Annotated in this window: 18 protein-coding genes and 1 pseudogene; 11 read left to right on the top strand and 8 right to left on the bottom strand. The window is 44.1% G+C overall.

Features of this window, described 5'->3' with window-relative positions; genetic code table 11:
- Positions 1-295 precede the first annotated feature (295 nt).
- The 5 genes from lon (at position 296) to ACHZBG_RS14400 (ending at position 6169) form a co-directional block, all read left to right on the top strand.
- A complete protein-coding gene (gene lon, locus ACHZBG_RS14380) occupies positions 296-2761 on the top strand; it encodes an endopeptidase La (RefSeq protein WP_320130156.1) in 2466 nt (821 codons plus the stop codon).
- A complete protein-coding gene (locus ACHZBG_RS14385) occupies positions 2751-3992 on the top strand; it encodes a U32 family peptidase (protein WP_320130157.1) in 1242 nt (413 codons plus the stop codon). Before lon ends, ACHZBG_RS14385 begins: the two co-directional genes overlap by 11 nt.
- Positions 3993-4000: 8 nt before the next feature.
- Entirely contained in the window at positions 4001-4756 is a 756-nt protein-coding gene (locus tag ACHZBG_RS14390) for a hypothetical protein (RefSeq protein WP_320130158.1), read from the top strand.
- Positions 4756-5898 carry a glycosyltransferase gene (locus ACHZBG_RS14395; protein WP_394699409.1) on the top strand — a complete coding sequence of 381 codons (1143 nt, stop codon included), beginning with the start codon at positions 4756-4758 and terminating at the stop codon, positions 5896-5898. The genes ACHZBG_RS14390 and ACHZBG_RS14395 overlap by 1 nt, the downstream gene beginning before the upstream one ends.
- Before the next feature lie 97 nt (positions 5899-5995).
- Entirely contained in the window at positions 5996-6169 is a 174-nt protein-coding gene (locus ACHZBG_RS14400; protein WP_320130160.1) for a hypothetical protein, read from the top strand.
- A gap of 147 nt (positions 6170-6316) precedes the next feature.
- Here ACHZBG_RS14400 and ACHZBG_RS14405 read toward each other — a convergent pair.
- The 4 genes and pseudogenes from ACHZBG_RS14405 to cysS form a co-directional block, all read right to left on the bottom strand.
- Positions 6317-8972, bottom strand: a pseudogene (locus ACHZBG_RS14405) (valine--tRNA ligase).
- Between the two features lie 108 nt (positions 8973-9080).
- A complete protein-coding gene (locus ACHZBG_RS14410) occupies positions 9081-9617 on the bottom strand; it encodes a zf-HC2 domain-containing protein (protein ID WP_320130161.1) in 537 nt (178 codons plus the stop codon).
- Between the two features lie 3 nt (positions 9618-9620).
- The gene (locus ACHZBG_RS14415; RefSeq protein ID WP_320130162.1) at positions 9621-10139 is read right to left on the bottom strand and encodes an RNA polymerase sigma factor; all 519 of its coding nucleotides are present in this window, start codon (positions 10137-10139) and stop codon (positions 9621-9623) included.
- 27 nt (positions 10140-10166) lie between these two features.
- The gene (gene cysS / locus ACHZBG_RS14420; protein ID WP_320130163.1) at positions 10167-11585 is read right to left on the bottom strand and encodes a cysteine--tRNA ligase; all 1419 of its coding nucleotides are present in this window, start codon (positions 11583-11585) and stop codon (positions 10167-10169) included.
- Between the two features lie 51 nt (positions 11586-11636).
- Here cysS and murB point away from each other — a divergent pair, with 51 nt between their 5' ends.
- Complete coding sequence (murB, locus tag ACHZBG_RS14425; protein ID WP_320130164.1) at positions 11637-12554, top strand: UDP-N-acetylmuramate dehydrogenase; 918 nt, start codon at positions 11637-11639, stop codon at positions 12552-12554.
- Here the strand turns inward: murB and ACHZBG_RS14430 are convergent.
- The gene (locus ACHZBG_RS14430) at positions 12538-13686 is read right to left on the bottom strand and encodes a hypothetical protein (RefSeq protein ID WP_320130165.1); all 1149 of its coding nucleotides are present in this window, start codon (positions 13684-13686) and stop codon (positions 12538-12540) included. The genes murB and ACHZBG_RS14430 overlap by 17 nt on opposite strands.
- Positions 13687-13805: 119 nt before the next feature.
- On the opposite strand from ACHZBG_RS14430, the gene ACHZBG_RS14435 reads away from it, so the two are divergent.
- Positions 13806-15143 (top strand): acetate kinase, encoded by a 1338-nt coding sequence (locus ACHZBG_RS14435; RefSeq protein ID WP_320130166.1) that lies wholly within the window; start codon positions 13806-13808, stop codon positions 15141-15143.
- Positions 15144-15248: 105 nt separating this feature from the next.
- Here the strand turns inward: ACHZBG_RS14435 and ACHZBG_RS14440 are convergent, their stop codons facing one another.
- Both ACHZBG_RS14440 and ACHZBG_RS14445 read right to left on the bottom strand, forming a co-directional pair.
- Complete coding sequence (locus tag ACHZBG_RS14440) at positions 15249-16190, bottom strand: SPFH domain-containing protein (protein WP_320130167.1); 942 nt, start codon at positions 16188-16190, stop codon at positions 15249-15251.
- A 4-nt stretch (positions 16191-16194) separates the two neighbouring features.
- Positions 16195-16626: an NfeD family protein gene (locus ACHZBG_RS14445; RefSeq protein WP_320130168.1), complete on the bottom strand. Its 432-nt coding sequence runs from the start codon at positions 16624-16626 to the stop codon at positions 16195-16197.
- Between the two features lie 172 nt (positions 16627-16798).
- On the opposite strand from ACHZBG_RS14445, the gene ACHZBG_RS14450 reads away from it, so the two are divergent.
- The gene (locus ACHZBG_RS14450; protein ID WP_320130169.1) at positions 16799-17476 is read left to right on the top strand and encodes a response regulator transcription factor; all 678 of its coding nucleotides are present in this window, start codon (positions 16799-16801) and stop codon (positions 17474-17476) included.
- A 1-nt stretch (position 17477) separates the two neighbouring features.
- Entirely contained in the window at positions 17478-19202 is a 1725-nt protein-coding gene (locus ACHZBG_RS14455; protein WP_320130170.1) for an ATP-binding protein, read from the top strand.
- Here ACHZBG_RS14455 and ACHZBG_RS14460 read toward each other — a convergent pair.
- Positions 19196-19795: a hypothetical protein gene (locus ACHZBG_RS14460; RefSeq protein WP_320130171.1), complete on the bottom strand. Its 600-nt coding sequence runs from the start codon at positions 19793-19795 to the stop codon at positions 19196-19198. The two genes, ACHZBG_RS14455 and ACHZBG_RS14460, sit on opposite strands and share 7 nt — an antisense overlap.
- A gap of 88 nt (positions 19796-19883) precedes the next feature.
- On the opposite strand from ACHZBG_RS14460, the gene yqeC reads away from it, so the two are divergent.
- Positions 19884-20600 carry a selenium cofactor biosynthesis protein YqeC gene (yqeC, locus tag ACHZBG_RS14465; RefSeq protein WP_320130172.1) on the top strand — a complete coding sequence of 239 codons (717 nt, stop codon included), beginning with the start codon at positions 19884-19886 and terminating at the stop codon, positions 20598-20600.
- Entirely contained in the window at positions 20597-22402 is a 1806-nt protein-coding gene (gene yqeB / locus ACHZBG_RS14470; RefSeq protein ID WP_320130173.1) for a selenium-dependent molybdenum cofactor biosynthesis protein YqeB, read from the top strand. The genes yqeC and yqeB overlap by 4 nt, the downstream gene beginning before the upstream one ends.
- The last annotated feature ends 46 nt before the right edge of the window (positions 22403-22448 follow it).

Genomic DNA, 22448 nt, shown 5'->3' on the forward strand with positions numbered 1-22448 from the left:
TGACCACACACGGTATTTCGTATAGACTCGATCGACAAGTGAAAGCTCATGATAAAGAAAAGAATCCAGGACTCGGAAAAATATCCAGGCAGGTCATTCTATTCAGAAATATCAGGATTCAAGACTGATTTCATATTTGCAGGAACTAGATAGCGGAAGGGATTTCGTATCTACTTGATACTATTTAGTGCTCTAGATACTTTCCTTCCTTACAAAGTTTGATTACTTTTATGGCGGGAGGGAGCAAAATCCTCCCAAATTTGATTTACTTTTATATAATAAGAACGGAGGCGCTATGTCTGAACAGGAACTCATGCCCATCGAGCAACTGCTTCCCAATAATTTGTTTATTCTTCCAGTTACAGGCAACCCTGTATTCCCTGGATTGTTCACACCCCTGATGATCTCAGAAACTCAGGATGTCGATATTGTAAACCAGGCTATCAAGCATGGTGGTTTCCTTGGATTGCTTCTCGTCAAGGATGACTTTGAACAAGATGAATATTCGAAGGATAATTTGTATACCGTAGGAACTGTTGCCAAGATAGTCAAGAAAATCAAACTTCCTGATGGTGGAGTCAGCATTTTTATTTCCACTCTCAAACGGTTTGAAACAAAACAATATTATCCGAGCGGCCCTTATTTGGTCGCCGAGGTTTCGTACCTTGAGGATATAGAGGACGAGCCAGAGGAACTACGTGCCTGGACTCGTCTCCTTCTCACGGAAATGAAGCAATTGACCAAAAACAACCAGCTTTTCAGTGAAGAGATGCGGCTGAATATGGTCAATATCGATCATCCGGGTAAACTTGCCGATTTCATCTCGAGCATACTCAATGTCGACAGAAAGGAACAACAAGGAATCCTAGAGACTCTTGTGGTCCGTAAGCGTATTGAAAAAGTTCTGGTCTTTATCAAGAACGAGCAAAACATTGCCCAGGTCCAGGAAAAAATCCAGGCCAGGGTAAATCAGAAAATCGAAAAAAATCAACGAGAATATTTCCTTAGGGAAGAGTTGAAAAGCATCCAGTCAGAGCTGGGAATGACTACCAATCCAAAAGTCGAGTTGATCAATCGCCTCAAAGCCAAATTCAAGGGCCTTCCCCTTCCCCAGGAAGCACAGGAAACCGTTGACCGTGAAATGGCCCGTCTGGAGGCCATGGATCCAAGCAGCCCCGAATATTCGATTAGCAGAACCTATCTTGAGATTATTTCCGACCTTCCCTGGAAAGAGCCAAAAAGCGAAAACTTCAGCATAGAGTCGGCAAGGAAGATACTTGAGCATGATCATTATGGCTTGAAGGAAGTCAAGGATAGAATCCTGGAATTCCTTGCTGTACGAAAGAAGAAAAAAGATACAAAAGGCTCAATCATCTGTCTTGTAGGCCCTCCTGGAGTCGGCAAAACCAGTGTAGGAATATCTATTGCACGTGCACTCAAGAAACAATATTTTCGTTTCTCTGTCGGGGGCATGAATGACGAGAGTGAAATAAAAGGACACCGGAGAACCTATATCGGCGCAATGCCAGGAAAAATCATACAGGGCCTGAGGATTACCAAAACCAAGAATCCAGTCTTTCTTATCGATGAGATAGACAAGATGGGAGTCTCTTATCAAGGTGATCCTGCCAGTGCCTTGCTTGAGGTCCTTGACCCGGAACAGAACACCACATTCAGGGATAATTACCTGGATATTCCTTTTGATGCCTCCGAGATTCTCTTCATCTGTACCGCAAATTCCTTGGAAACCGTTCCCCGTCCGTTATTGGACAGAATGGAAATCATTGAACTCTCCGGGTATACCAGCCAAGAGAAACTAGCTATCGGAAAAAAATATCTTGTTCCTAAGTCCTTGGAAAAACATGGACTTTCTAAAACGGATATCAAGTATTCCCCTGCTATGTTACTTAAGATTGCCAATGAATATGCCAGGGAGGCAGGTGTAAGGAATTTTGAGAAAGCCTTGCATAAAATCAACAGGAAAGTTGCCCTCATGATCGAGGAAAACCCTGAAACCAAACTCCCCTTGGTTATTGATGACAAGAATCTGGAGACCTTTTTGGGACAGCCCATATTCCTTGAGGATGAAATTCTCAAGGCAGATAAGCCGGGTATGGCAATTGGCTTGGCTTGGACCAGCATGGGTGGGGATACACTTATCATCGAAGCCCAGAACATTCCAGGAAAAGGCGAGCTTAAGCTTACCGGACAACTTGGCAATGTAATGCAGGAATCGGTAACTATTGCCTATACGTGGATAAAGGCTCATGCCCAAAGCCATAAGATCGATAAATCCTGGTTTGAGAATAATTCAATACATCTTCATGTACCCGAGGGAGCAACTCCCAAGGACGGTCCTTCGGCTGGTGTAACCATGACTGTTGCCCTTTATTCTTTGATCACTGGACAAATCATACAGAAGAATCTTGCAATGACCGGAGAATTGTCCCTCATGGGTAAAGTAATGCCGATCGGAGGCTTGAAGGAAAAGGTTTTGGCAGCCAGGAGAAACAAAATTGACACCATTCTTATCCCGCAGTTCAACAAACGTGATCTGGATAAGTTGGATAGCAATGTCAAGGAAGGAATTACTTTCCATCCGGTTGGAACCATTGAGGAAGTTCTTTCCTATGCCTTCCCTGATGATGATAAACGTGTTGCCATGCAGCCAATCGACCAACCTGTAGTCAATGCCAATGAATTGGCTTCCATCTCCGCGGCTGTTGCAAAGGCTGTCGGGGAGGCTTTGCGTGAGCGTTGAATTACTCAGCCCTGCCGGGAACTTTGAAAAATTAGCCGTTGCCTTTCAGTATGGAGCCGATGCGGCCTATATGGGACTTTCTGATTTTTCTCTTCGGGCCAATGCGCATAACTTTGGTGAGGATGACCTCGCCAAAGTCATTGCATTGAAAAAGAGAACAGGAAAGAAACTCTATTGTGCAATGAATATTCTGTTTCATGAAGATCAAATCGAGAATCTGAAACAACAATTACCTGAAATCAAGAAATGGCCATTCGATGCATTCATTATCAGTGATATCGGCTTGGTCCCTTTGATCAAGGAAGTTTTTGGCACTTCTGTCGAACTTCATCTCTCCACCCAGGCAAGTTGCATGAATAGCAGCAGTGCTTCCATGTATTACCAAATGGGATTTTCACGGGTTATTCTGGGAAGGGAAACTTCGTTGGACGAAATCAAGAAAATCAAGGTAGCTGTTCCTCAATTGCAACTGGAAGTTTTCGTACATGGGGCAATGTGCATGGCTTATTCAGGACGTTGCCTACTTTCCAGCTTTTTGACAGGTCGCAGTGGCAACCAAGGCGATTGTTCCCACACCTGCCGTTGGGATTATCAACTTCTGCAAAGCGAAAATCTTGTTTTGGAGGAAAAGCAACGGCCTGGGACGTATTATCCTATCAGTGAACAAGATGGACATACTACTATCCTGTCTTCCAAGGATCTTTGTATGATTGACCATATCCAGGATCTGTTGGATGCTGGTGTAGATGCCCTGAAAATTGAAGGAAGGATGAAAAGTTCCTATTATGTCGCCGTAGTCACCAGAGCTTACAGAAAGGCACTGGACGGGGATTCCAATTGGAAAGCCTACCGAGAAGATTTGATGAATATCAGTCATAGGGAGTATTCCACGGGTTTCTTCTATGGACACGGCCCTGTTGATCCTGCCATGGGAGAGTCCATCGACACCAGCACCCAAAGTGGATACCTTCGGGATTATCTTTTCTGTGGGTTCATCAAGGACGAAGTAAAGGAACATGTCTGGTCGTTGGATCTAAAAAACCAGATCAAGCTCGGACAAACTCTTGAATACCTTGGCAGCGAGGTTCTGAAACTTGAAGATGATGAGTTTGTCTTGCTTGACGCGGAATTCCAGGAAGTCTTTCAAGTCGATCATGGCAAAGTACAGTATCTGAAAACAGAAAAACCAATCAAACAGGGATATATCATTCGTCGCGAAAATAAGGCATAGGATATCGTATGGGCAAAAGAATCGTTTGGATTTTACTTTCGGGAATGTTCTTTCTTCAACCGATTTTTTCCGATGGTATTACCGATAGCTATGCGTTCCTCAAGGATATACCCCTATTCATCCAGTTTGTCGATGCCACAAGAAACAGTGGAGATTTTCAGAAAGCCAATCAGCTGAGAACATCCCTGCTTGCCCTTCCTGATAAAACCTTGGACAAATATGAACAAGCAGCCCTGGAAATAAGACTCGATACGATGCTATCCCGAATGAGCCTCGACCTTTCGCCCAAGCAGCCATCGTTTGCCAAAGAATTGCTTCAGGAAGCTTTGGGCAAGACTCCCCTCCTGAATAAGGATTCCTTGTTTTCCTATTGTGCCTATGCAGATATTTACTCTATCCAGTATCTGATAGATTCCAATCTATCCAAGGGAATCGCCAGTGCAAAGGAAATAGGAAAAGCCTACAAGGAGTATCCCAATGAAACAACGGTCCTCCTATTGAAGGCAAACAGCTTGCTTTATACACCTTCCTTTTCAAAAAACTCGGTAAAGAAAGCTTTGTCGATGTTTCTCGAATTACTCAACCAAACCAATATTCTTCTTGCTCCCTGGGACCAGGCATCACTCTATAGTGGTCTGGGAATTGCCTGTTATAAGCTTGATGACTATGAAAATGCAAAGGGATACCTTACCGCGGCCAAAGCCATGTACGGGTTTGACAGCACCATTGATGAATACCTACAAAAATTGGAGACACACATATAATGCTTTGGCTATCACTTTTGTTGTGCCTAATCGGGATTTACTCACAAATACTCTCATTGGCAAACAAAAAACGTCTTACAGAACTGAGCTCAACTGAATCCTGTGCAAGAAATCCCTTGATCAGCATAGCTATCCCAGCCAGAAACGAAGAAACAACGATAGAAAATTGCCTACGTTCCTTTATGGCTCAGGATTACAAAAATCTAGAAATACTCGTTCTTGATGATGATTCTTCTGACTCCACTGCCCAAAAAGTGCTTGAACTGCAAAAATTGGATAGCCGTATCATCTATATCAAGGGCAAGCATCTCCAGACAGGCTGGAAAGGAAAAATCTATGCGATGCAACAACTCTTTGAAGCAAGCAACGGGGAATTTCTACTCTTCACCGATGCTGATACGATACACTCTCCCCAGAGTGTTGGTTATGGGTTTCATATCATGGAAAAGAATAAGGCTTCCTTGCTTAGCGGTTATCCTCTGCAACGAAGCAAGAATCGTTTCACCCTTGCCCTGATCAGTGCCATGGTATTCAACACTGTCCTGTTCATTCCTCTCCGGTTCCAGGAAAAATTGCAAAGCTCCTTCTATGCCATGGCAATCGGGCAATACCTGTTTGTGCGGAAAGCCTCTCTGTCAGATATAGGTGGTTTTTCCCTTATCAAGGACAATATATGTGATGATGTCATGCTCGCAAGGGTATTTGCAAAAACCGGCCATAAGCAGATATTTGCCGATATGAAGAATGTGGTTTCCTGTACGATGTACCATTCCTTTAGTGACGCTTTCAGGGGCTATGAAAGAAGTATAACAGGAGTCGTAAAGCAATCACCTTTCACTTTTCTTGCGATATTGATTGTTGTCATACTACTTCTAGGTTGTGTGTTCGCCGTCCCTGCCGCTATTTTCATGCTTGTATATTCTCTTGCCCACCCAGAACTACTGATGCCTGCCCTTCTTTTGTTTTTGGGATCCTTTTTGCTTTTTGGTTCATGGAATCGCATGGCCTTGTTCCATGGATTTCCCAAAAATATTGCAATCCTTGGCCCGTTTGTCTTCCTTCTTGTCATCGTAATGTACCTCCATGGTTACTATCGCAAGGCAACAGGAAAGGGATTTACCTGGAAAGACCGAAAAATTTAATAATAATCATCAAATGAGACGCTTATTTTAGGTTTATCTCTTGCACATACGAAAAACCATGCTAAAATACAGATAACCTAGACCAATGGAGGATTCCATGACTATTCACGAGCAAATCGTTGCACAGTATGAAACCTACCTTGCAGAGAACCAGAAGTTCTCTGAGAAAGGTATAAAGGTGTCGGCAGCTAGAGCCCGTAAGGCACTGGCCGAAATCGCTAAACTTTGCAAAGAAAGAAGAAAGGAAATTCAGGACGAAAAAGCTGAATAGTACTTATGCTTCAAGACTAATGGCGTCCCGTTTGGGGCGCCTTTTAATACTGGAAGACATACCTTCGATTTCAATGATTTTTTCCAAAAAAAAACCTGCCCCCTAAATTGAGGCAGGCAAGTTTTTAAAAACTGTAGGAAAATGTCTTTAAAGGAAGGATTTAAGCAAGGCCAGATGTTTATTGCCTTTCTCCAATTTCTCCTCAAATTCGATTTTCTTTCCCTGTTCCTTGGCAATGGCCTCTTCCTTGGCATTGTTGATGAATTTTTCATTTGAAAGCTTCTTCAATACCCCTTCGAGACTCTGTTCATTCTTGACCAATTCAGTATTCAATCTATCAATTTCTTTATCAATATCAATGGCTTCACGCACGAATACATAGGACTCATATCCTGTGCCTGCAACAGGGAAAGCCCCTGTGACATCAACAGAACCCATAGTATCAATAACCAATTCACCAGCATTGATAAATGAGGCCATAAGAGTTTTTTCTTCTTCAAAGAAAGCATTTCCCATGAAGTCCTTGTCGCCTTTGATTACAACCCTGATTTTCCTCTCAATGGGAATTCCCAGTTCACTACGAACTGCGCGCAGGGAGGTAACGGCTTCCTGCATACGAGAAACCAACAAGGCTTCATTTCCAAAATTTCTTTCTTCCATATAGGTAGGATAAACACTGCTGATCAGACTCCCGCTGACATTGGGAAGTTTCTGGTAAATCTCCTCAGTGATAAAACTCATGAAGGGATGCATCAAACGCAGTGATTCGGCAAGCAAGTCCAGAAGCAAAGTCACAATCTGGTCTTTCTCTGCCTGATTCTCACTATAGAGACTGTGTTTGGAACTTTCTACATACCAGTCACAGAAATCATTCCAGAAGAAGTCATAGATAGCCTGGGCACCGTCATTGAACTTATATCCCGTCATTGCTACCTGGACTTTTTTCGTTGCCTCATTGAGCTGGTTATAAATCCATTTATCCATGGTAGTCAATGAAAGTGAATGAACATCCAGTAAATTTGCACCTTCCAGGTTCATCAACAAAAATCGGGCGGCATTCCAAATCTTGTTTGCAAATCTGGAACCCATCTTGAAGGAATCCATATCAATTAGGATATCCTGTCCCTGGGTGGCCATATAGCAAAGGGTGAACTTCATGGCATCGGCACCATATTGGTCGATAACATCCAATGGATTTATTCCATTACCCAAGCTCTTCGACATCTTCCGCCCTTGCTTATCCCTGACCAGTCCAGTGATATAGATATCCTTGAACGGAACCTCCCCCAAAAACTCAAGGGAAGACATAATCATCCGGGCAACCCAGAAAAAGATGATATCATAGGCGGTGACCAAGGTGCTGGTAGGAAAGAATTTTGCAAGATCAGGAGTCTTGTCAGGCCACCCAAGGGTGCTGAAAGGCCACAACCAGGAACTGAACCAAGTATCCAGTACATCCGTTTCCTGGTGAAGGGCAGATGATTTACACTTTGGGCATACAGTCGGATCCTCTCGTGCGACAATCATTTCCCCACAATCCTCGCAATACCAGACAGGAATGCGGTGTCCCCACCAAAGCTGACGACTGATACACCAGTCTCGAATATTTTCAAGCCAATGGGAATAAGTATTCTCCCAACGCTTGGGGTAGAAGGTAACTTCGCCAGCCTTCCAGGCTCCAAGGGCTTTTTCAGCCATACCCTTCATTTTGACAAACCACTGGGTGGAAAGATAGGGTTCGATGACAGTGGAACATCGATAACAATGCCCTACTTCATGGTTATGCTCGACTTCCTTGACCAATACACCAAGAACCTTCAAATCCTCGACAACCAAAGAACGTGCCTCAACAGCACTTATATTACGGTATTTTTCAGGACAATTCTCGTTAAGGGTTCCATCGGGATTAAGAACATTGATAGTCGGAAGATCATGGCGTTTTCCACATTGCCAGTCATTCGGATCATGGGCAGGGGTTATTTTCACCATACCGGTCCCGAAAGTCAGGTCAACGAAACTATCGGCAATAATGGGAATCTTTCGATCGGTAAGGGGAAGGTCAAGCATTTTTCCGACAAGTGCCTTGTACCGTTCATCATCTGGATTCACGGCAACGGCGACATCTCCGAACATCGTTTCAGGTCGAGTGGTCGCAACTGTTATATATCCAGACCCATCGCTGTAGGGGTAGCGGATATCCCACAATTTACCCGGCAATTCCTTGTACTCGACTTCATCATCAGCCAAGGCCGTACCACATTTCGGGCAATAATTGACCAAATATTCGCCCTTGTAGATCAAACCACGCTCATAAAGGGTTACGAAAGCTTCCCGTACAGCCCTACTCAAGCCTTCATCCATGGTAAAACGTTCATGTTCCCAATCACAGGAACTACCTATCTTTTCTAGTTGGCTCTTGATGATATCATGGTGTTTTTCCTTGACTGCCCAGGTACGTTCAAGGAATTTGTCGCGTCCAAGGTCCTGACGACGAAGTCCCTCTTTTGCTATGAGCCGTTCAACGATATTTTGGGTAGCTATACCTGCATGGTCAGTACCGGGAACCCATAGGGTAGGTCTGCCATTCATGCGATAATACCTTGCAAGAATGTCCTGGAGGGAATTATTCAGGGCATGACCCATTATGGAGAATTCCTGTTACGTTCGGCGGAGGCATGACAATGGTAAAGGGATTCCCTTCACCTTCGTTCGGTCGAAACATTCCATTTTCCATCCAGACCTCATAGATACGATCCTCAAAATCCTTCGGATCATAGGCCTTTGGCAATTCGACAGCCTTCACAATACGCCTCCTGACAGCATAAAAATATTGGACTTATAGTAACAGAATCAGAAAGGCTCTACAAGTAAGTTGTAGAGCTCTTCATAAGGGGTAAATTGCTAATAGGGACTAATTATCGAGTGGTTTTACTGCCTTGACCTCAAGTTTCACAGCATATCCCATGGAATCCAGATGCTGAACTATTTGCTCCAGGGAAAAGGAATCAAGAGTAACCTCATTAATATCTGAAACTTGCCTGACATTAGCACTATCAATCGGAGTAGAGACTCCTGGAAGAATTTGCTGGGTCTGTTGTCCGTTGGTTCCGAACAGTACGAAGGCGCCAATGAAAACTACGACAAAAGCTGCTGCGGTGGTTATCAAGGCTGGAACAAGTTTGACCTGGATTTTCTTTCGAAAGAAACTCATTTTCTTGTTCGCAGGAAATCTACTTTTCTCAAAATATGCGAACACCCTATCCTGTCTTGGCTGGATATCTCCCAGAGGAAGAGCTGCTAATGCAATTTTTTCATGCAAGGAACGCAATTGCTCCAGCCGTTGCTTGCAAGCACTACAATAACTGAGATGCTCTTCAACTTGGGTTCTCCAAGGTTCTGCCAATTCACCATCAAGAAAGGTATTCAGCAATTCATCATCGACACACATAGGCTACTCCTGGTTGAAAATGGACTCAAGCATTTTCCGTGCCCGGTACACTCTCACCTTCACATTGCTTTCGGAAATATGCAAAACCTGGGCAATCTGCTTATAGTCCATATCAGTATATTCCTTCATCACGATGACAAGCCTGAACTTCTCGGGAAGCATATCGATTGCATCCTGGACTTGCTTGCAAGTTTCCTTCTCCACCAATACTTGAGCACCATCTTTGGTGTTCGAATGCGATGACGGTAACTTCTTCAGCTTTTCCACCATCCCCTGTTCTCGCGCCTTACGCTTAACTTGGTTGATGGCAAGATTCTTCGCTACCCTGATAAGCCAGTACTTGGCATCGTCAATGGTAGCAAATTCCATTCCCTTGTCAAAAAATCGGATGAATGCTTCCTGGCAAATCTCTTCGGCAAGATCCTGATTATTGGTGACATGATATACTACACGCATCAATACCGGGAAAACTTGTTCATATACTTGCTTGAACGCACGCTCATCGTTGCTTTGTATTTCCATAACGTTAACAACTCACTGGTAACCAAGTTACATCTTTTTTTCCAAAGTAGGCCCAGCGGCTGTATCTTTGACAAGAAACCCCAACGCATCCAGCTGCAACCGAAGTGAATCAGCCAACGGCCAGTTTTTTTCTTCCTTTGCTTGAGTGCGCTTCTCAAGCAAGGTAAGTGCTTCAGGGTCACTGACAACCAGGTCCTTGGGAACTGCAAGGTTCTCAAGATCAAACCCAAAAATTTCATCGAAATATAGCAACAAAGAGTACTTTTCATCAGGGAGAAGGGCATCATCCTTAAGTACACCCCAAAGATCGGCAAGGGCTCGTGGAGTATTCAGATCATTATCGATATGTTCATCAAAGGTAGCAGCATGGGCTTTGGCGGTTTCAGATTCCAGGACGACTTTCTGGGCTCCTTCCCTCTTAAGGGAAATACACCGCTCAAAAATATTGGACCTGGCTGTCTTGGCAGTATTCAAGGATTCAAAGGAAAATTTCAACTGACTTCGATAATGACCACCAAGGCAGAAATATCGATAATCCATAGGGTCATATCCTTTTTTCCGAAGCAAGTCCAAAGTCAGGAATTCACCTTTGCTTTTGCTCATTTTCCCGGTATCGTCAAGCAAGAATTCGCCATGCAACCAGTAGTTGACCCATTTCTTTCCTGTCGCGGCTTCACTTTGGGCAATCTCATTTGTATGGTGAACAGGTATCGCATCAATCCCGCCACAATGAATATCAAATTCCTCACCTAAATATCGCATACTCATCGCGGAACATTCAATATGCCAACCGGGAAATCCACGTCCCCAGGGAGAATCCCACATCATTGCCTGGTCCCCGAATTTACTGTTTGTAAACCAAAGTACAAAATCCTTGCTATTTTTCTTGTTGGAATCGCTGGATACATCTTCCCTGACAGCAGTGCGAAGACTGGAAAGATCAAGTCGTGCAAGTTTGCCATAATCAGGAATGGAATCAATGCTAAAGTATACATTGCCTCCGCTTACATAGGTATGGCCACCGACTTCCAGCCGCTGTATCAGTGCAATCATGTCTGCAATGTGGTCAGTCGCCTTGCAAACCACTTCAGGTCTTATTATATGCAAGGCATCATAATCCTTGAAAAATGCATCAGTATAGAATTGAGCAACCTCCCAGACCGTCTTTCCGACTTTATGGGCCATTTTCCCGATTTTATCCTCACCTTCATCGCCATCACCGCTAAGGTGACCTACATCGGTAATATTCATTACATGCTTTACAAGATATCCATCATGTTGCAAGGTTCTTTTCAAGATATCTTCAAAAAGAAAGGTCCTCAGGTTTCCGATATGTGCATAGTTGTATACCGTAGGACCACAGGTATACATCCCAACTTCTTCCTTACTGATCGGTTTGAATTCTTCCAGACTCCGGCTCATTGTATTGTAGAGGGAAACAGACATTCAAAACTCCTTTGGGTTGCTCGCCCAGATAAAAGAGGATAAGATATCCTTATGGCTATCAATGTACGCAATAGTGGTGAAAAAATCAACCTTGAAGAATTATTGGAACAGGGAGTTTCCCTCTCTGAACATACCACCATCCATACCGGTGGTAAAGCTGATTGGGCTGCCTATCCTTCCGATTTTGAAGAATTGCGAGCCCTTCTGGACTTTGCCAAAGAACAAAAGTTACCGGTTACGATACTGGGAGGAGGCTCAAATAGCCTCATAAGTGATGAAGGTATAGCTGGATTGACCATTATTACCACTCATCTTACCAGATTGCATATCTCGGGGGAATTGTTTTGTGTACGCTGCGGACTCTCCCTGGACCGTGCCATAGACAGATCAATCGAAGCAGGTCTATCAGGATTGGAAAACCTGGGAGGCATCCCTGGCACCATCGGCGGGGCGATCTGTGGCAACAGCGGGGCAAACAAGGTACAGATAAGCGATTTGCTCTACTACGTTGACTATATGACCCTGGATGGAAAATTGCACAGGATGCAGACCCATGCTGATGAGTTCTCCTATAGACATTCCCCCTTCTCAGGCAGTGCAGATACGATACTGTACGAGGCAGGATTTCGCTTGATTCCTACAACCCAAACCTCAGATGTCCGACTTCGAAAGGAAGAAGCCAAGAAACGACGGAAAGAAGATGGGCAGTATGACAATCCAAGCCTAGGGTGTGTATTCAGGAATCCTGCAGGAATGAGTGCAGGAAAACTCATCGAGGACTGTGATCTCAAGGGAACTCGTATTGAAGGTGCGGCCATAAGCAATCGTCATGGCAATATCATCACCAATTTCAATGGCAAGGCCACTTCCCAGAATATCCTTGAGTTGATAAATCAGGTCAAAACAGTAGTAAAGCAGAAACATGATGTTTCTCTTGAGACTGAAATCCAATTCATTGGCCGATGGTAGTTTTATAGGAAAACCCCAGGGATACCGTTTTTCCCTGGCTATGGATTACCTTGAATCCAAAAGCCCCCCTTTTCAGGGGAACTGAATAGGAAAGTGTCATACATGAGCCTTTCTTTCCAAAAGAATATTCCATTGCGGCAATTTTCAACACAATTGTAGGAGAGAGACTCTCTTTCAAGGACTTTCCCTTTTTCCGGTTCCCAGAGAAAGTTACGGAAAACAAACAAGTTTTTCCCTTTCTGTCGTTTCCTACTTGGAAACAATAGGTGCTTTTCGCCTTGAAATCCCCATTCAGACAATAGGTGGAATCTTCAATTCGGGAACCATACCAATACCAGGAACCATATACCAATTTCAAACTGGTTTTCTCCAAAACATTTCGGGTTTCATATTGACCACCGAAAACAGGTAACTGTCCATATCCTAGCTGCTGGGAATACATTGCCGTCATCCCATATTTTTGATACTTAAGTTCAACCCTGAGATTTCTTGGATATGGACCATTACCATAGGAAATTTTTAAGGTACCCATAGGAAAGCATACTAGATTGGAGATGCTAACCTGAACACCGGAAATTGGAGTATAGACCATTTCGCCATAGAAGCTTGTCCCAAATCTTTGCAGGGATAGATTCACTCCCAATCCTTTTTTTGCATTATTCCCGTTCCATTGAGTCAGATATTCTGTATTCTCGACTTGCAAGGATTTTGCCCGAGACCAAGAAAACAGGTGTAAAGCTGTAGTATCCTTGAAAAACCCAAAGCCAAGAACGGAGGGTCCCTTTTTATCCAATAGACTATTGGTTGCAAATATATACAAGTCTTCATTACGAAGGGAAAGACCTGGATACTTACCCAAAAAAGAACAAATCTCGCTTATTTTTGCCATCGTATTTGGCCCGAATGCAAGCTGTCCAAAATCTGTATCCAGAGTCCCTTCAACCGGCACGGAAAAAGCAAAATCCTTTTTTCCATCCCAGGAGAAACCTGCTTTCCAATGAAAATCCTCACTATTATTTTCAACTCCAATTGTATATTGGGTATCATACGGCAAAAGTGACAGGGAAATATTCTGGCTGGCAAAGGACACGAATACCAGAAGCTGGATAAAACCCAATAGCAATCGTTTCATAATGCATAGAGATATCAATTCTGATGTTTTGCTTCAGTTGATTATTCATCATAATAATGTTTTAATGTCGGGGTAGAAAAAATCATATGAACTTTTTTGATTCAATAGAGGAGACTTTCATGGTAATTCTGACCTTGAACTGTGGCAGTTCATCTGCCAAGTACCAAGTATACGATTGGGAAAACAAGGATATTCTGGCTGTTGGTGTCGTTGAACGCATTGGCCTGGAATATTCGACAATTGAGCACAAAGCTACGGGCAAAGAAGAATACAAGACAAAATTTTCTTCCCCTACCCATAAGGAAGCTATCGAACTGATTATCAAAATGTTGCTTGACAACGAATATGGTGTCATAAAGAGCCTTTCTGAAATTGGTGCAGTGGGACATAGAGTCCTGCATGGTGGCGAATTGTTCAAGAAATCAGCCTTGGTAACCGATGAGGTCGTAGAGCAGCTGAAGAAAGTCATTCCCCTCGGGCCTCTCCATATGCCTGCAAACATCATGGGAATCGAAGCAGCTCGCAAGGCAATGCCCAACGTCCCTCAGGCAATCGTCCTGGATACCGCCTGGCACCAGACAATGCCACCTGAGGCTTTTATGTATGCAGTTCCCTATGAATGGTATACAAATAACAATGTACGTCGCTATGGGTTCCACGGAACCAGTCATCTATACTGTGCAAAGAGAACAGCCGTACTTCTCGGCAAAAAGAATGAAGATACCAATGTCATTATTTGTCACATAGGAAATGGAGCATCCGTATGCGCCGTGAAAAATGGAATTTGCATTGATACCTCCATGGGACTCACGCCCCTTGAAGGCTTGGTGATGGGAACTCGTTCAGGGGATCTTGATCCGGCAATCCTACCCTATATGATGCAGAACACAGGCATGTCCGCACAGGAGATGGATACCACCTTGAATAAAAAGAGCGGGCTGGTTGGAATCTGTGGAATGAGTGACCGCCGCGATGTCTTGAATGCCGCAAACAAGGGCAATGAAAAGGCTCAGCTTGCAATCAATCTTGAATGCCACAGGCTCAAGAAATATATTGCCGGATATGCCGCCTTGCTGGGTGGAAGAGTCGATGCAATTGTCTTCACCGCCGGTGTTGGCGAAATGGGTGGACATATCCGTAAGGGTGCCTGCGTAGGATTGGAAATTATCGGGGCAAAGCTTGATCAACATAAGAACGATATTTGCCATTGTCGCAATGCAGAATTCGAGATCAGTACCGATGACTCACAGATAAAGATCTTCGTCATCCCCACTGATGAGGAATTAGTCATCACAGAAGATGCCTTTGCCTTGATGAACGGTACCTACGATGTCCACACAAATTTCCATTATACCTTTGAGAAAAAAGAGTATGTAAACAAAGGTCGTGCACGCGATCTGGTAAAAAATCTGCAGAAAAACCCTGAACTCAAGGAAATTATTGTATTGCCAAAATAATTAACTTTCTCATCCATAAACAAGATAGGCGCCTATATAGCGCCTATCTTGTTTATATCTTTCTTTAATTACAAATATTTATTTTATCTTGATACTCAATCCTCTCTATTTCAACAATTCCTTTATTCCCCCAAGGGAAGAGAGGACTGCAGTTGCCTCGTAAGGCATATAAATCACCTTGTTATCCTTGCCCTTTACCATTTCTCCCAAGGTATCGATATACCGCATGGCTACCAGATATTGCGTATAGGTATCATCTGATCCAAAGACTTGCTTGAGGAGCTTGACGGCCTCAGCTTCGGCTGTAGCTCTCTTTATCCTGGCCTCGGCTTCACCTTCTGCCCGTTTTATCGCGCTTTCCTTGAACCCTTCGGCTTCCAGTATCTGGGCTTGTTTCTGTCCTTCCGCTATGAGTATGGCTGCCCTTCTGTCTCGCTCGGCACGCATCTGTTTTTCCATCTGCTCACGGATTTCCTTGGGAGGATTGATATCCTGCAATTCAACGCGATTAACCTTTACTCCCCATTTATCAGTAGCCTCATCCAGGATTTGGGTCAACTTTGCATTGACCGTATCACGACTTGTAAGGCTTTGGTCGAGTTCCAATTCGCCCAGGACATTGCGCAAGGCTGTCTGGGTCAGTTTTTCTATTGCCATAGGAAGATTGGCAATTTCATAGACAGCTTTCATGGGATCGGTTATCTGGAAATAAAGCAGGGCATCGATCTCGACATTCACGTTATCTTTGGTGATGACATTTTGCTTGGGATAATCATAGACCTGCTCCCTCAGGTCAATCCATTTCGTGTTGATGACACGACTGAGTTTTTGGCCGTCTTGACTGGAAAGACCGATACGCCAAGGAATGGCTCTTGCCTTATCAAGAAACGGCCAGATAACCGTTACTCCGCTATTCAAGGTCCTATGATACTTTCCCAAGCGTTCCACAACCATGGTCTGGGCCTGCGGGATGATTTTCAAACCCATGAGAAGAGAAAGCAAAACAAAGACAGCAATACCTATAGCAATTATGATTGCAGGATTCATATGTCTATATCTCCTTTTTCAGAACAGTGGCAGTCACTCCACTGATGCTCTTGATAATTACGACCTTTCCTGTTTCCAAGTCCGTTCCATCAAGGGTTCGGGCCTTCCAATTTTCCCCACCGACTTTTATTCTTCCTTCATTCGCTACATTATGAATCGGTTCGATTACAATCGCCTCCCTACCGACCAACGCTTCAACCCCACTTTTTTTCCCATCTCCCCTATAGCTGAGAAGCAAGGGACGCAAAAGCAAGATACTGGCAAGGGAGCCAAAGGCTAGAAGTAATATCTGAAAAACTGTTGTCAGATCCAAAGCCGCTCCCAAGGCGGAGAGAAGACACCCCAGGCCGACACTCATCAAGTAGAATCCCGGAGTGAATAATTCAAGGACAAAGAGTACCAAGGCCACGACAACCCAAATTTGCCATATAACCATAGTGCACCTCCGCTGTAAGTATAGCATTGCGCTGAGTCAAATTCCAGCGAACTGCCACCTCACAGATCAAAATGGAAAAAATGAAAATCAAAATCCTTGTAAATATAAAAAATGTGTTAATAATAGGTTCAATCTCTTGCTAAGCAACCATTTCCCGTACTAGGGTTAAGCCATGAATACAATTCTTGTAGTAGATGATGATCAGGACATCCTGAAATTGGAAAGTTTTAATCTCTCGGCCAATGGATACAAGACTCTTTCCGCCGAAAATGGCAAGGAAGCCTTGCAGGTGCTTTCCTCAGAACAGGTAGACGCAATTATTCTCGATATCATGATGCCTATCATGGATGGTTTGGAGACTATCAAGGAAATACGGTATGGCCTGCATAGCAATATCCCTATTATAGTGGCGTCCGCAAAAGGAGATGAAAGTGACATTGTAATGGCTTTGGAGCTTGGTTCTGACGACTACCTGACCAAACCCTTTAGCATGAAGGTGATGCTTTCCAAGGTCAAGGCAGTCCTGAGAAGAATGCAAAACGCCAAGGAAGCAGTAGATATCGTACGGATCAACGAATTGATGATGGACGTACAGAAGCATACGTGCACGGTACATGACATTCCCGTTGAACTTACGGCTACTGAATTCTCGCTCCTTTATTTGTTAGCCTCCAATAAAGAACAAGTATTTACCCGGGCGCAAATCATCAATAAAGTCAAGGGAAGCGATTATCCTGTAACCGATCGTTCCATTGATGTCCAGATTGCTACGCTACGAAAAAAACTTGGCGATGAGGGTAACTACATCAAGACTATCTGGGGAATTGGCTATACGTTCAAGGAGAGCTGAAGTGAAAAAACAACATTCACTCCGTTTCATTTTGATTCTCACGACCACCAGTCTTTTGGTAACGGCGATTTTTGCCTGTGCCTTGGCTTCAATTCTCCACTTCAGTGCCTCTGAGCTCAAGAGAGAACAGCAACGGTTGGCCAGTCATGCCCAATATCTTAAGGAAGCAAATTTGGATTCTGACCAACTCAAGATCTATGCAACCGCTTTTTCCCTGAGAATCACCATTATCAAGGATGATGGTGTGGTAATTTTTGACAATTACATTGATCCCAAGAACCTTGACAATCATCTTTACAGACAGGAAGTGAAAGATGCGTTCGCCAATGGAACGGGAACGGCAATACGTTCCAGTGCCAATGCGAAACAACAATTTCTCTATGTGACCATCCTCACCGATTCCAACCAAGTTATACGGGTAAGCAGGGAGCTTTCAGTAGTCAAGACCTGGACGAACGAATTCCTTTCCGAACTATCCTTGATATTTCTCTTCCTCTTGATCATTTCCAGCCTGGTGGTCATATTTATCATAAATCAATCAACCAAGGCTCTGGAAATACTGACAAATACTGCTTCGGAATATAGCAAAGGGAATCTGTTTCACCACTCCACCGTCGTTGGACCAAGGGAATATACGATTCTCTCGGAAGCACTCAATGGAATGGCCGTAAAACTCCAACAACAGTTCATGCAACTTGAAAGCGAATCATTTACATACCTTGCCATTTTCAACGCCATGGAAGAAGGCATTGTGTTGATAGACAGAAATTTGCGAATTCGTATTTCCAACAACGCTTTTGACCGAATGTTTGCACACAATTCAAATGCGGAGGAAACTCCCCTTACCCAGTGGATATTCAGCGATGAAGTAAAACTCGCAATTGCCAATGCTTTTTCGGGGAAAGGATGTACTTCCTGCTCCATAACCAAATGTCCCGAGGGAAGGGACTTAAAATACTATCAGGTGGCTTTGGCCCCCGTAGAAGAAAAAAATGGTACCATGATCTCCCTTGTCCTTACGTTTGGAGATGTTACCAAGACCAGGCAATTGGAAATGGTGAGAAAAGATTTCGTAGCGAATGTATCCCATGAGTTGAAAACTCCTCTTACCTCAATCGGCGGGTTTGCCGAAATTTTGGTAAACAACCAGGCAGAAGGAAAACAAGCCCAGCAATTTTTGGAAATCATCTTCCAAAATGTGAAACAGATGCAACTTATCGTGGAGGACTTGCTTTTACTTGCCTCCCTGGAAAATGAAGAAAAAACCATCGCTCTCCTATCGTGTTCGGTGGAACATATCATTGAGGAGAGTTTGAACAGATGCACCTACAAGGCAAATTCAAAGCAAATGATCATTGAAACCAAGGTGCAACGCAAGCTTTTCTGTCTTGGCAATGAAGGTTTGCTGATACAGGCCTTGGTCAATCTGATAGTCAATGCAATTCTTTATAGTGAACAGGGAACAACCATCTCGATTGTTGCCGAGGAAGTCGGGCAGAGTGTCGTCTTCAAGGTAAGTGATCATGGTTGTGGCATTGCCCAGGAAAATCTTGAGCGAATTTTCGAACGGTTCTATCGCGTCGACAAAGCCAGGAGCAGAAAAGAAGGTGGCACGGGATTAGGCCTTTCCATAGTCAAACATATTGCCACGATTCATCATGGCACCATTGAGGTCGAAAGCATTGTTGGGGAAGGTTCCACCTTTACGTTGACCATTCCTCAATGAATATCGTCCAAAATTTTTTGAAATTGCGCCAGAAAGGAATCACCTTCAGAAGAAGGTGTCGGCAATTCCAGCTTTTTCTCTTCACTATCTTGTTCGTTTTGGAGAGCTTTGTCAAAGAAATTGGTTGCCTTTCCCTGAGTAAAGCCCTCTTGCAGAATCATTTGCGCAGTATCACCTACGCGTTGTATCCTTTCCAGATCGCTTTCCTGATCCAACAATATTTGCCTGATTTGTTTCTGGGTAAGCTGCATTGCAGGCAATTGTTCTTTTAACAAGAAGAGAGCGGCAAACCGCGCCATTGTTTTTCCTTTCTTTACCCCTGCTGTTTCCCAGGTATCCCAAAAGAGATGCTTGGGAAAAATCAATATTGCATCCCCATACTTTTCATAGGCACGGATGGCAAGCAATCCATCGGGAATCAGTACAAGACTGAAAGCACTGAGTCTTGAAAGAAATTTTACCTGGCCATGGGAAGTATCTGCTCGTCCGCTATAATACCGTGGGTTCTTGCCTGACAAGTCCAGCCTGCACAAAGTATAGGTATTCTCATCAAGATCGACGCCGAAGACAAAATGCAATTCTTTTTCTTTCATGTGACAAGTATATATCGGAAGGTCGGTATGGACAGTTATATAAAAAATCCACCTTGCAACCGTTGTTCTCTGGTGGTAAAGTTCATTCATGCGCAAATTGGTTCCCCAAATCATAGAAAGTCTGAATCAGCAGGATTCTTGCATAGCCATTACCGGTAGCGGAGGCAAGACCACCTGCATGATTGCATTGGCTGGTGAATATGCAAAACAGGGGAAAAGTGTGCTTCTTTCAACTACCACAAAACTCATGTTGCCTAAAGACAAGCAATATTCATGCGATAGTTATTTTCATGATGCCTCCATCTTTTCCCATAAGCCAAAACCAGGGGAACGGGTGTTCTTTTATCATGAAGGAATCAAGGCTATAGCCCCTCCTCTCGAGCAACTGGAAAGATTATTGCCTCTCTATGATGTTGTCTTGCTCGAGGCCGATGGCTCCAGGCAACTTGGGTTGAAACTCCATACAGAGAGAGATCCGGTAGTTCCTTCTTTTGTGACGGCTACTGTTGTCTTGGCTTCTTTTGCAACCTTGGGCAAGTCCTTCAAGGACAATTGCTTTGGCTGTGAATTATTTTTCGAGGATTTTCCTGAAAAAGATGTAGAGCTTGAGACTTTTCGAAAACTTCTTCTGCATAAACAGGGAATGCTGAAAAAGATAACTCAGAGCGGATTGGTACTTTTCAATCAGGTCAACGATTCTCAGATCGAGGATTGCAAAGCCCTGGCAAAAACTGTTTCGATTCCCCTGCCCTTGTTTTTCGGATCTTTGCAAACCAATACGCTTTATTACAGGAAGGATGTATGAGTTCATCAGTTTTTTCAAAAGCAAATGCATTACAGCAAGAGCAAAAGCCTTTTGCCTTGGTAACAATCGTAGGAAAAGAAGGTTCAGCCTCAAGAGAGAATGGAAGAATGGTGGTCCGGAGCGATACCCATTTCTGGGGTACTATCGGGGGTGGCGAAATGGAAGCCTTCGCCCTGGAAAAGGCTGTTTCCCTCTTCAGGGAAGATAAAGAGTCCTGGATAGGAACTTTTGAAATCAAACAGGTAAACGGACAGATTGCAGGAAAGATAAATCTTTGCATAGAGCATATCAAAGACAATGCGGATACGGAACTGTTCGCCCTTGCTGCAGAAAAGGAAGCTTTTCATTCACCTTTCGCCTATATCATGACCCTTGACGGTACAGAACGAAAACGCTACTTGGTCGACAAGGAGGGAACATTGTATGGAAAGCCCTCTTCCCTCCTTGAATCCTTGGCCAAGGATACCCTGCAAACAGGCAAGGGCAAGCAACTCAGAATTGAGGATACCACCTATTTTGTCGATGTGCCCCAAGGTTGCACCACTCTTCTGCTTATCGGTGGGGGACATGTCAACCAAGCCATCGCTTCGCTTGCAGACACCTTGCAAATTGAGGTACAGGTTCTGGAAACCCGAATGGAATTCGCCCGACAAGAACTCTTCCCAAAAGCTGGGAATATCGTTTGTACGCCGACTATCATGGAGGCTTTGCAAGCAACTACCATTACAGATAATACGTTCGTTGTCGTTGCAGCTCATGCGTTTGGAGACAAGGAGGCTTCCTATCTGCTTTCCACTGAAGCCAGATATATCGGCATCCTGGCCTCTTCGAATAAGGAACGAGCCTTGAGATCACATCTTTCCCTCCAAACCAAGGATGAAAAACGACTATTCAGTCCCATTGGCCTTGATTTGGGTTCAGAGAGCCCTGAAGAGATTGCAGTCAGTGTATTGGCGGAAATCATGAAGGTACGTTCAGGAACCTCTGGCAGCAGCCTCAAATACCAAAATAGGAGTCTGGTTATCGTCCGAGGTGCCGGGGATCTTGCCACCGGGGTGATTATCAGGCTAGTCAATGCAGGCTACAAGGTATTGGCTCTGGAGACTGACAAACCTACGGTCATTCGCTGCACGGTAAGTCTTGCCCAGGCAATGTTTGACAAGACCACCACAGTGGAAAATATAACCGCGGTACGTTGCGAGAATATGGATAAGGTATTTTCAATCATCAAGGAAGGAAAGGTCCCTATTCTTGCCGACCCTGAAGGCGAGGCCATACGGCAACTGAGACCACTGTGTGTCGTCGATGCAATTCTGGCAAAGAAAAACCTGGGAACGACAATGCAGGATGCTCCTTTGGTAATAGCGTTGGGGCCTGGCTTTACGGCGGGGGAAGATTGCCATGTAGTTATCGAAACCAAACGGGGCCATACCCTGGGAAGTATCATTACAGAAGGGAAAGCCATTGCCGATAGCGGAATCCCCGGAATAATCGGAGGATTCGGTGCAGAACGGGTAATACGCAGTCCTCAGGCAGGTATTTTCCATTCAGATAGGAAACTGGGAGATATTGTCCAAAAAGGAGATTGCATCGCCCAAGTAGATGACCAACCTATTTTGGCAACCATAGATGGAATGCTACGTGGACTTCTCAATAAGGGGCTTCCTGTTACAAAAGGATTCAAGGTAGCCGATATCGACCCAAGGGGAAAAGAGGCGCAATTCACCACTTGCAGCGATAAGGCAAAGGCAATAGCAGGAGGAGTTCTGGAGGCACTGGATCATTTTAAAAATGGGTTATGATACTGATTTACTGAAAGACAATCCTGTTCTTCAAACCACAATGATC

The organism is uncultured Sphaerochaeta sp. (assembly GCF_963676625.2).
Lineage (GTDB): Bacteria > Spirochaetota > Spirochaetia > Sphaerochaetales > Sphaerochaetaceae > Sphaerochaeta.

What these genes read in the sequence shown, in the direction of transcription:
- lon (WP_320130156.1), top strand. Translation starts at nt 296, where the DNA reads ATGTCTGAACAGGAACTCATGCCCATCGAGCAACTGCTTCCCAATAAT.
- ACHZBG_RS14390 (WP_320130158.1), top strand. Translation starts at nt 4,001, where the DNA reads ATGGGCAAAAGAATCGTTTGGATTTTACTTTCGGGAATGTTCTTTCTT.
- ACHZBG_RS14395 (WP_394699409.1), top strand. Translation starts at nt 4,756, where the DNA reads ATGCTTTGGCTATCACTTTTGTTGTGCCTAATCGGGATTTACTCACAA.
- ACHZBG_RS14400 (WP_320130160.1), top strand. Translation starts at nt 5,996, where the DNA reads ATGACTATTCACGAGCAAATCGTTGCACAGTATGAAACCTACCTTGCA.
- ACHZBG_RS14410 (WP_320130161.1), bottom strand. Translation starts at nt 9,617, where the DNA reads ATGTGTGTCGATGATGAATTGCTGAATACCTTTCTTGATGGTGAATTG.
- ACHZBG_RS14415 (WP_320130162.1), bottom strand. Translation starts at nt 10,139, where the DNA reads ATGGAAATACAAAGCAACGATGAGCGTGCGTTCAAGCAAGTATATGAA.
- cysS (WP_320130163.1), bottom strand. Translation starts at nt 11,585, where the DNA reads ATGTCTGTTTCCCTCTACAATACAATGAGCCGGAGTCTGGAAGAATTC.
- murB (WP_320130164.1), top strand. Translation starts at nt 11,637, where the DNA reads ATGGCTATCAATGTACGCAATAGTGGTGAAAAAATCAACCTTGAAGAA.
- ACHZBG_RS14430 (WP_320130165.1), bottom strand. Translation starts at nt 13,686, where the DNA reads ATGAAACGATTGCTATTGGGTTTTATCCAGCTTCTGGTATTCGTGTCC.
- ACHZBG_RS14435 (WP_320130166.1), top strand. Translation starts at nt 13,806, where the DNA reads ATGGTAATTCTGACCTTGAACTGTGGCAGTTCATCTGCCAAGTACCAA.
- ACHZBG_RS14440 (WP_320130167.1), bottom strand. Translation starts at nt 16,190, where the DNA reads ATGAATCCTGCAATCATAATTGCTATAGGTATTGCTGTCTTTGTTTTG.
- ACHZBG_RS14445 (WP_320130168.1), bottom strand. Translation starts at nt 16,626, where the DNA reads ATGGTTATATGGCAAATTTGGGTTGTCGTGGCCTTGGTACTCTTTGTC.
- ACHZBG_RS14450 (WP_320130169.1), top strand. Translation starts at nt 16,799, where the DNA reads ATGAATACAATTCTTGTAGTAGATGATGATCAGGACATCCTGAAATTG.
- ACHZBG_RS14460 (WP_320130171.1), bottom strand. Translation starts at nt 19,795, where the DNA reads ATGAAAGAAAAAGAATTGCATTTTGTCTTCGGCGTCGATCTTGATGAG.
- yqeC (WP_320130172.1), top strand. Translation starts at nt 19,884, where the DNA reads ATGCGCAAATTGGTTCCCCAAATCATAGAAAGTCTGAATCAGCAGGAT.
- yqeB (WP_320130173.1), top strand. Translation starts at nt 20,597, where the DNA reads ATGAGTTCATCAGTTTTTTCAAAAGCAAATGCATTACAGCAAGAGCAA.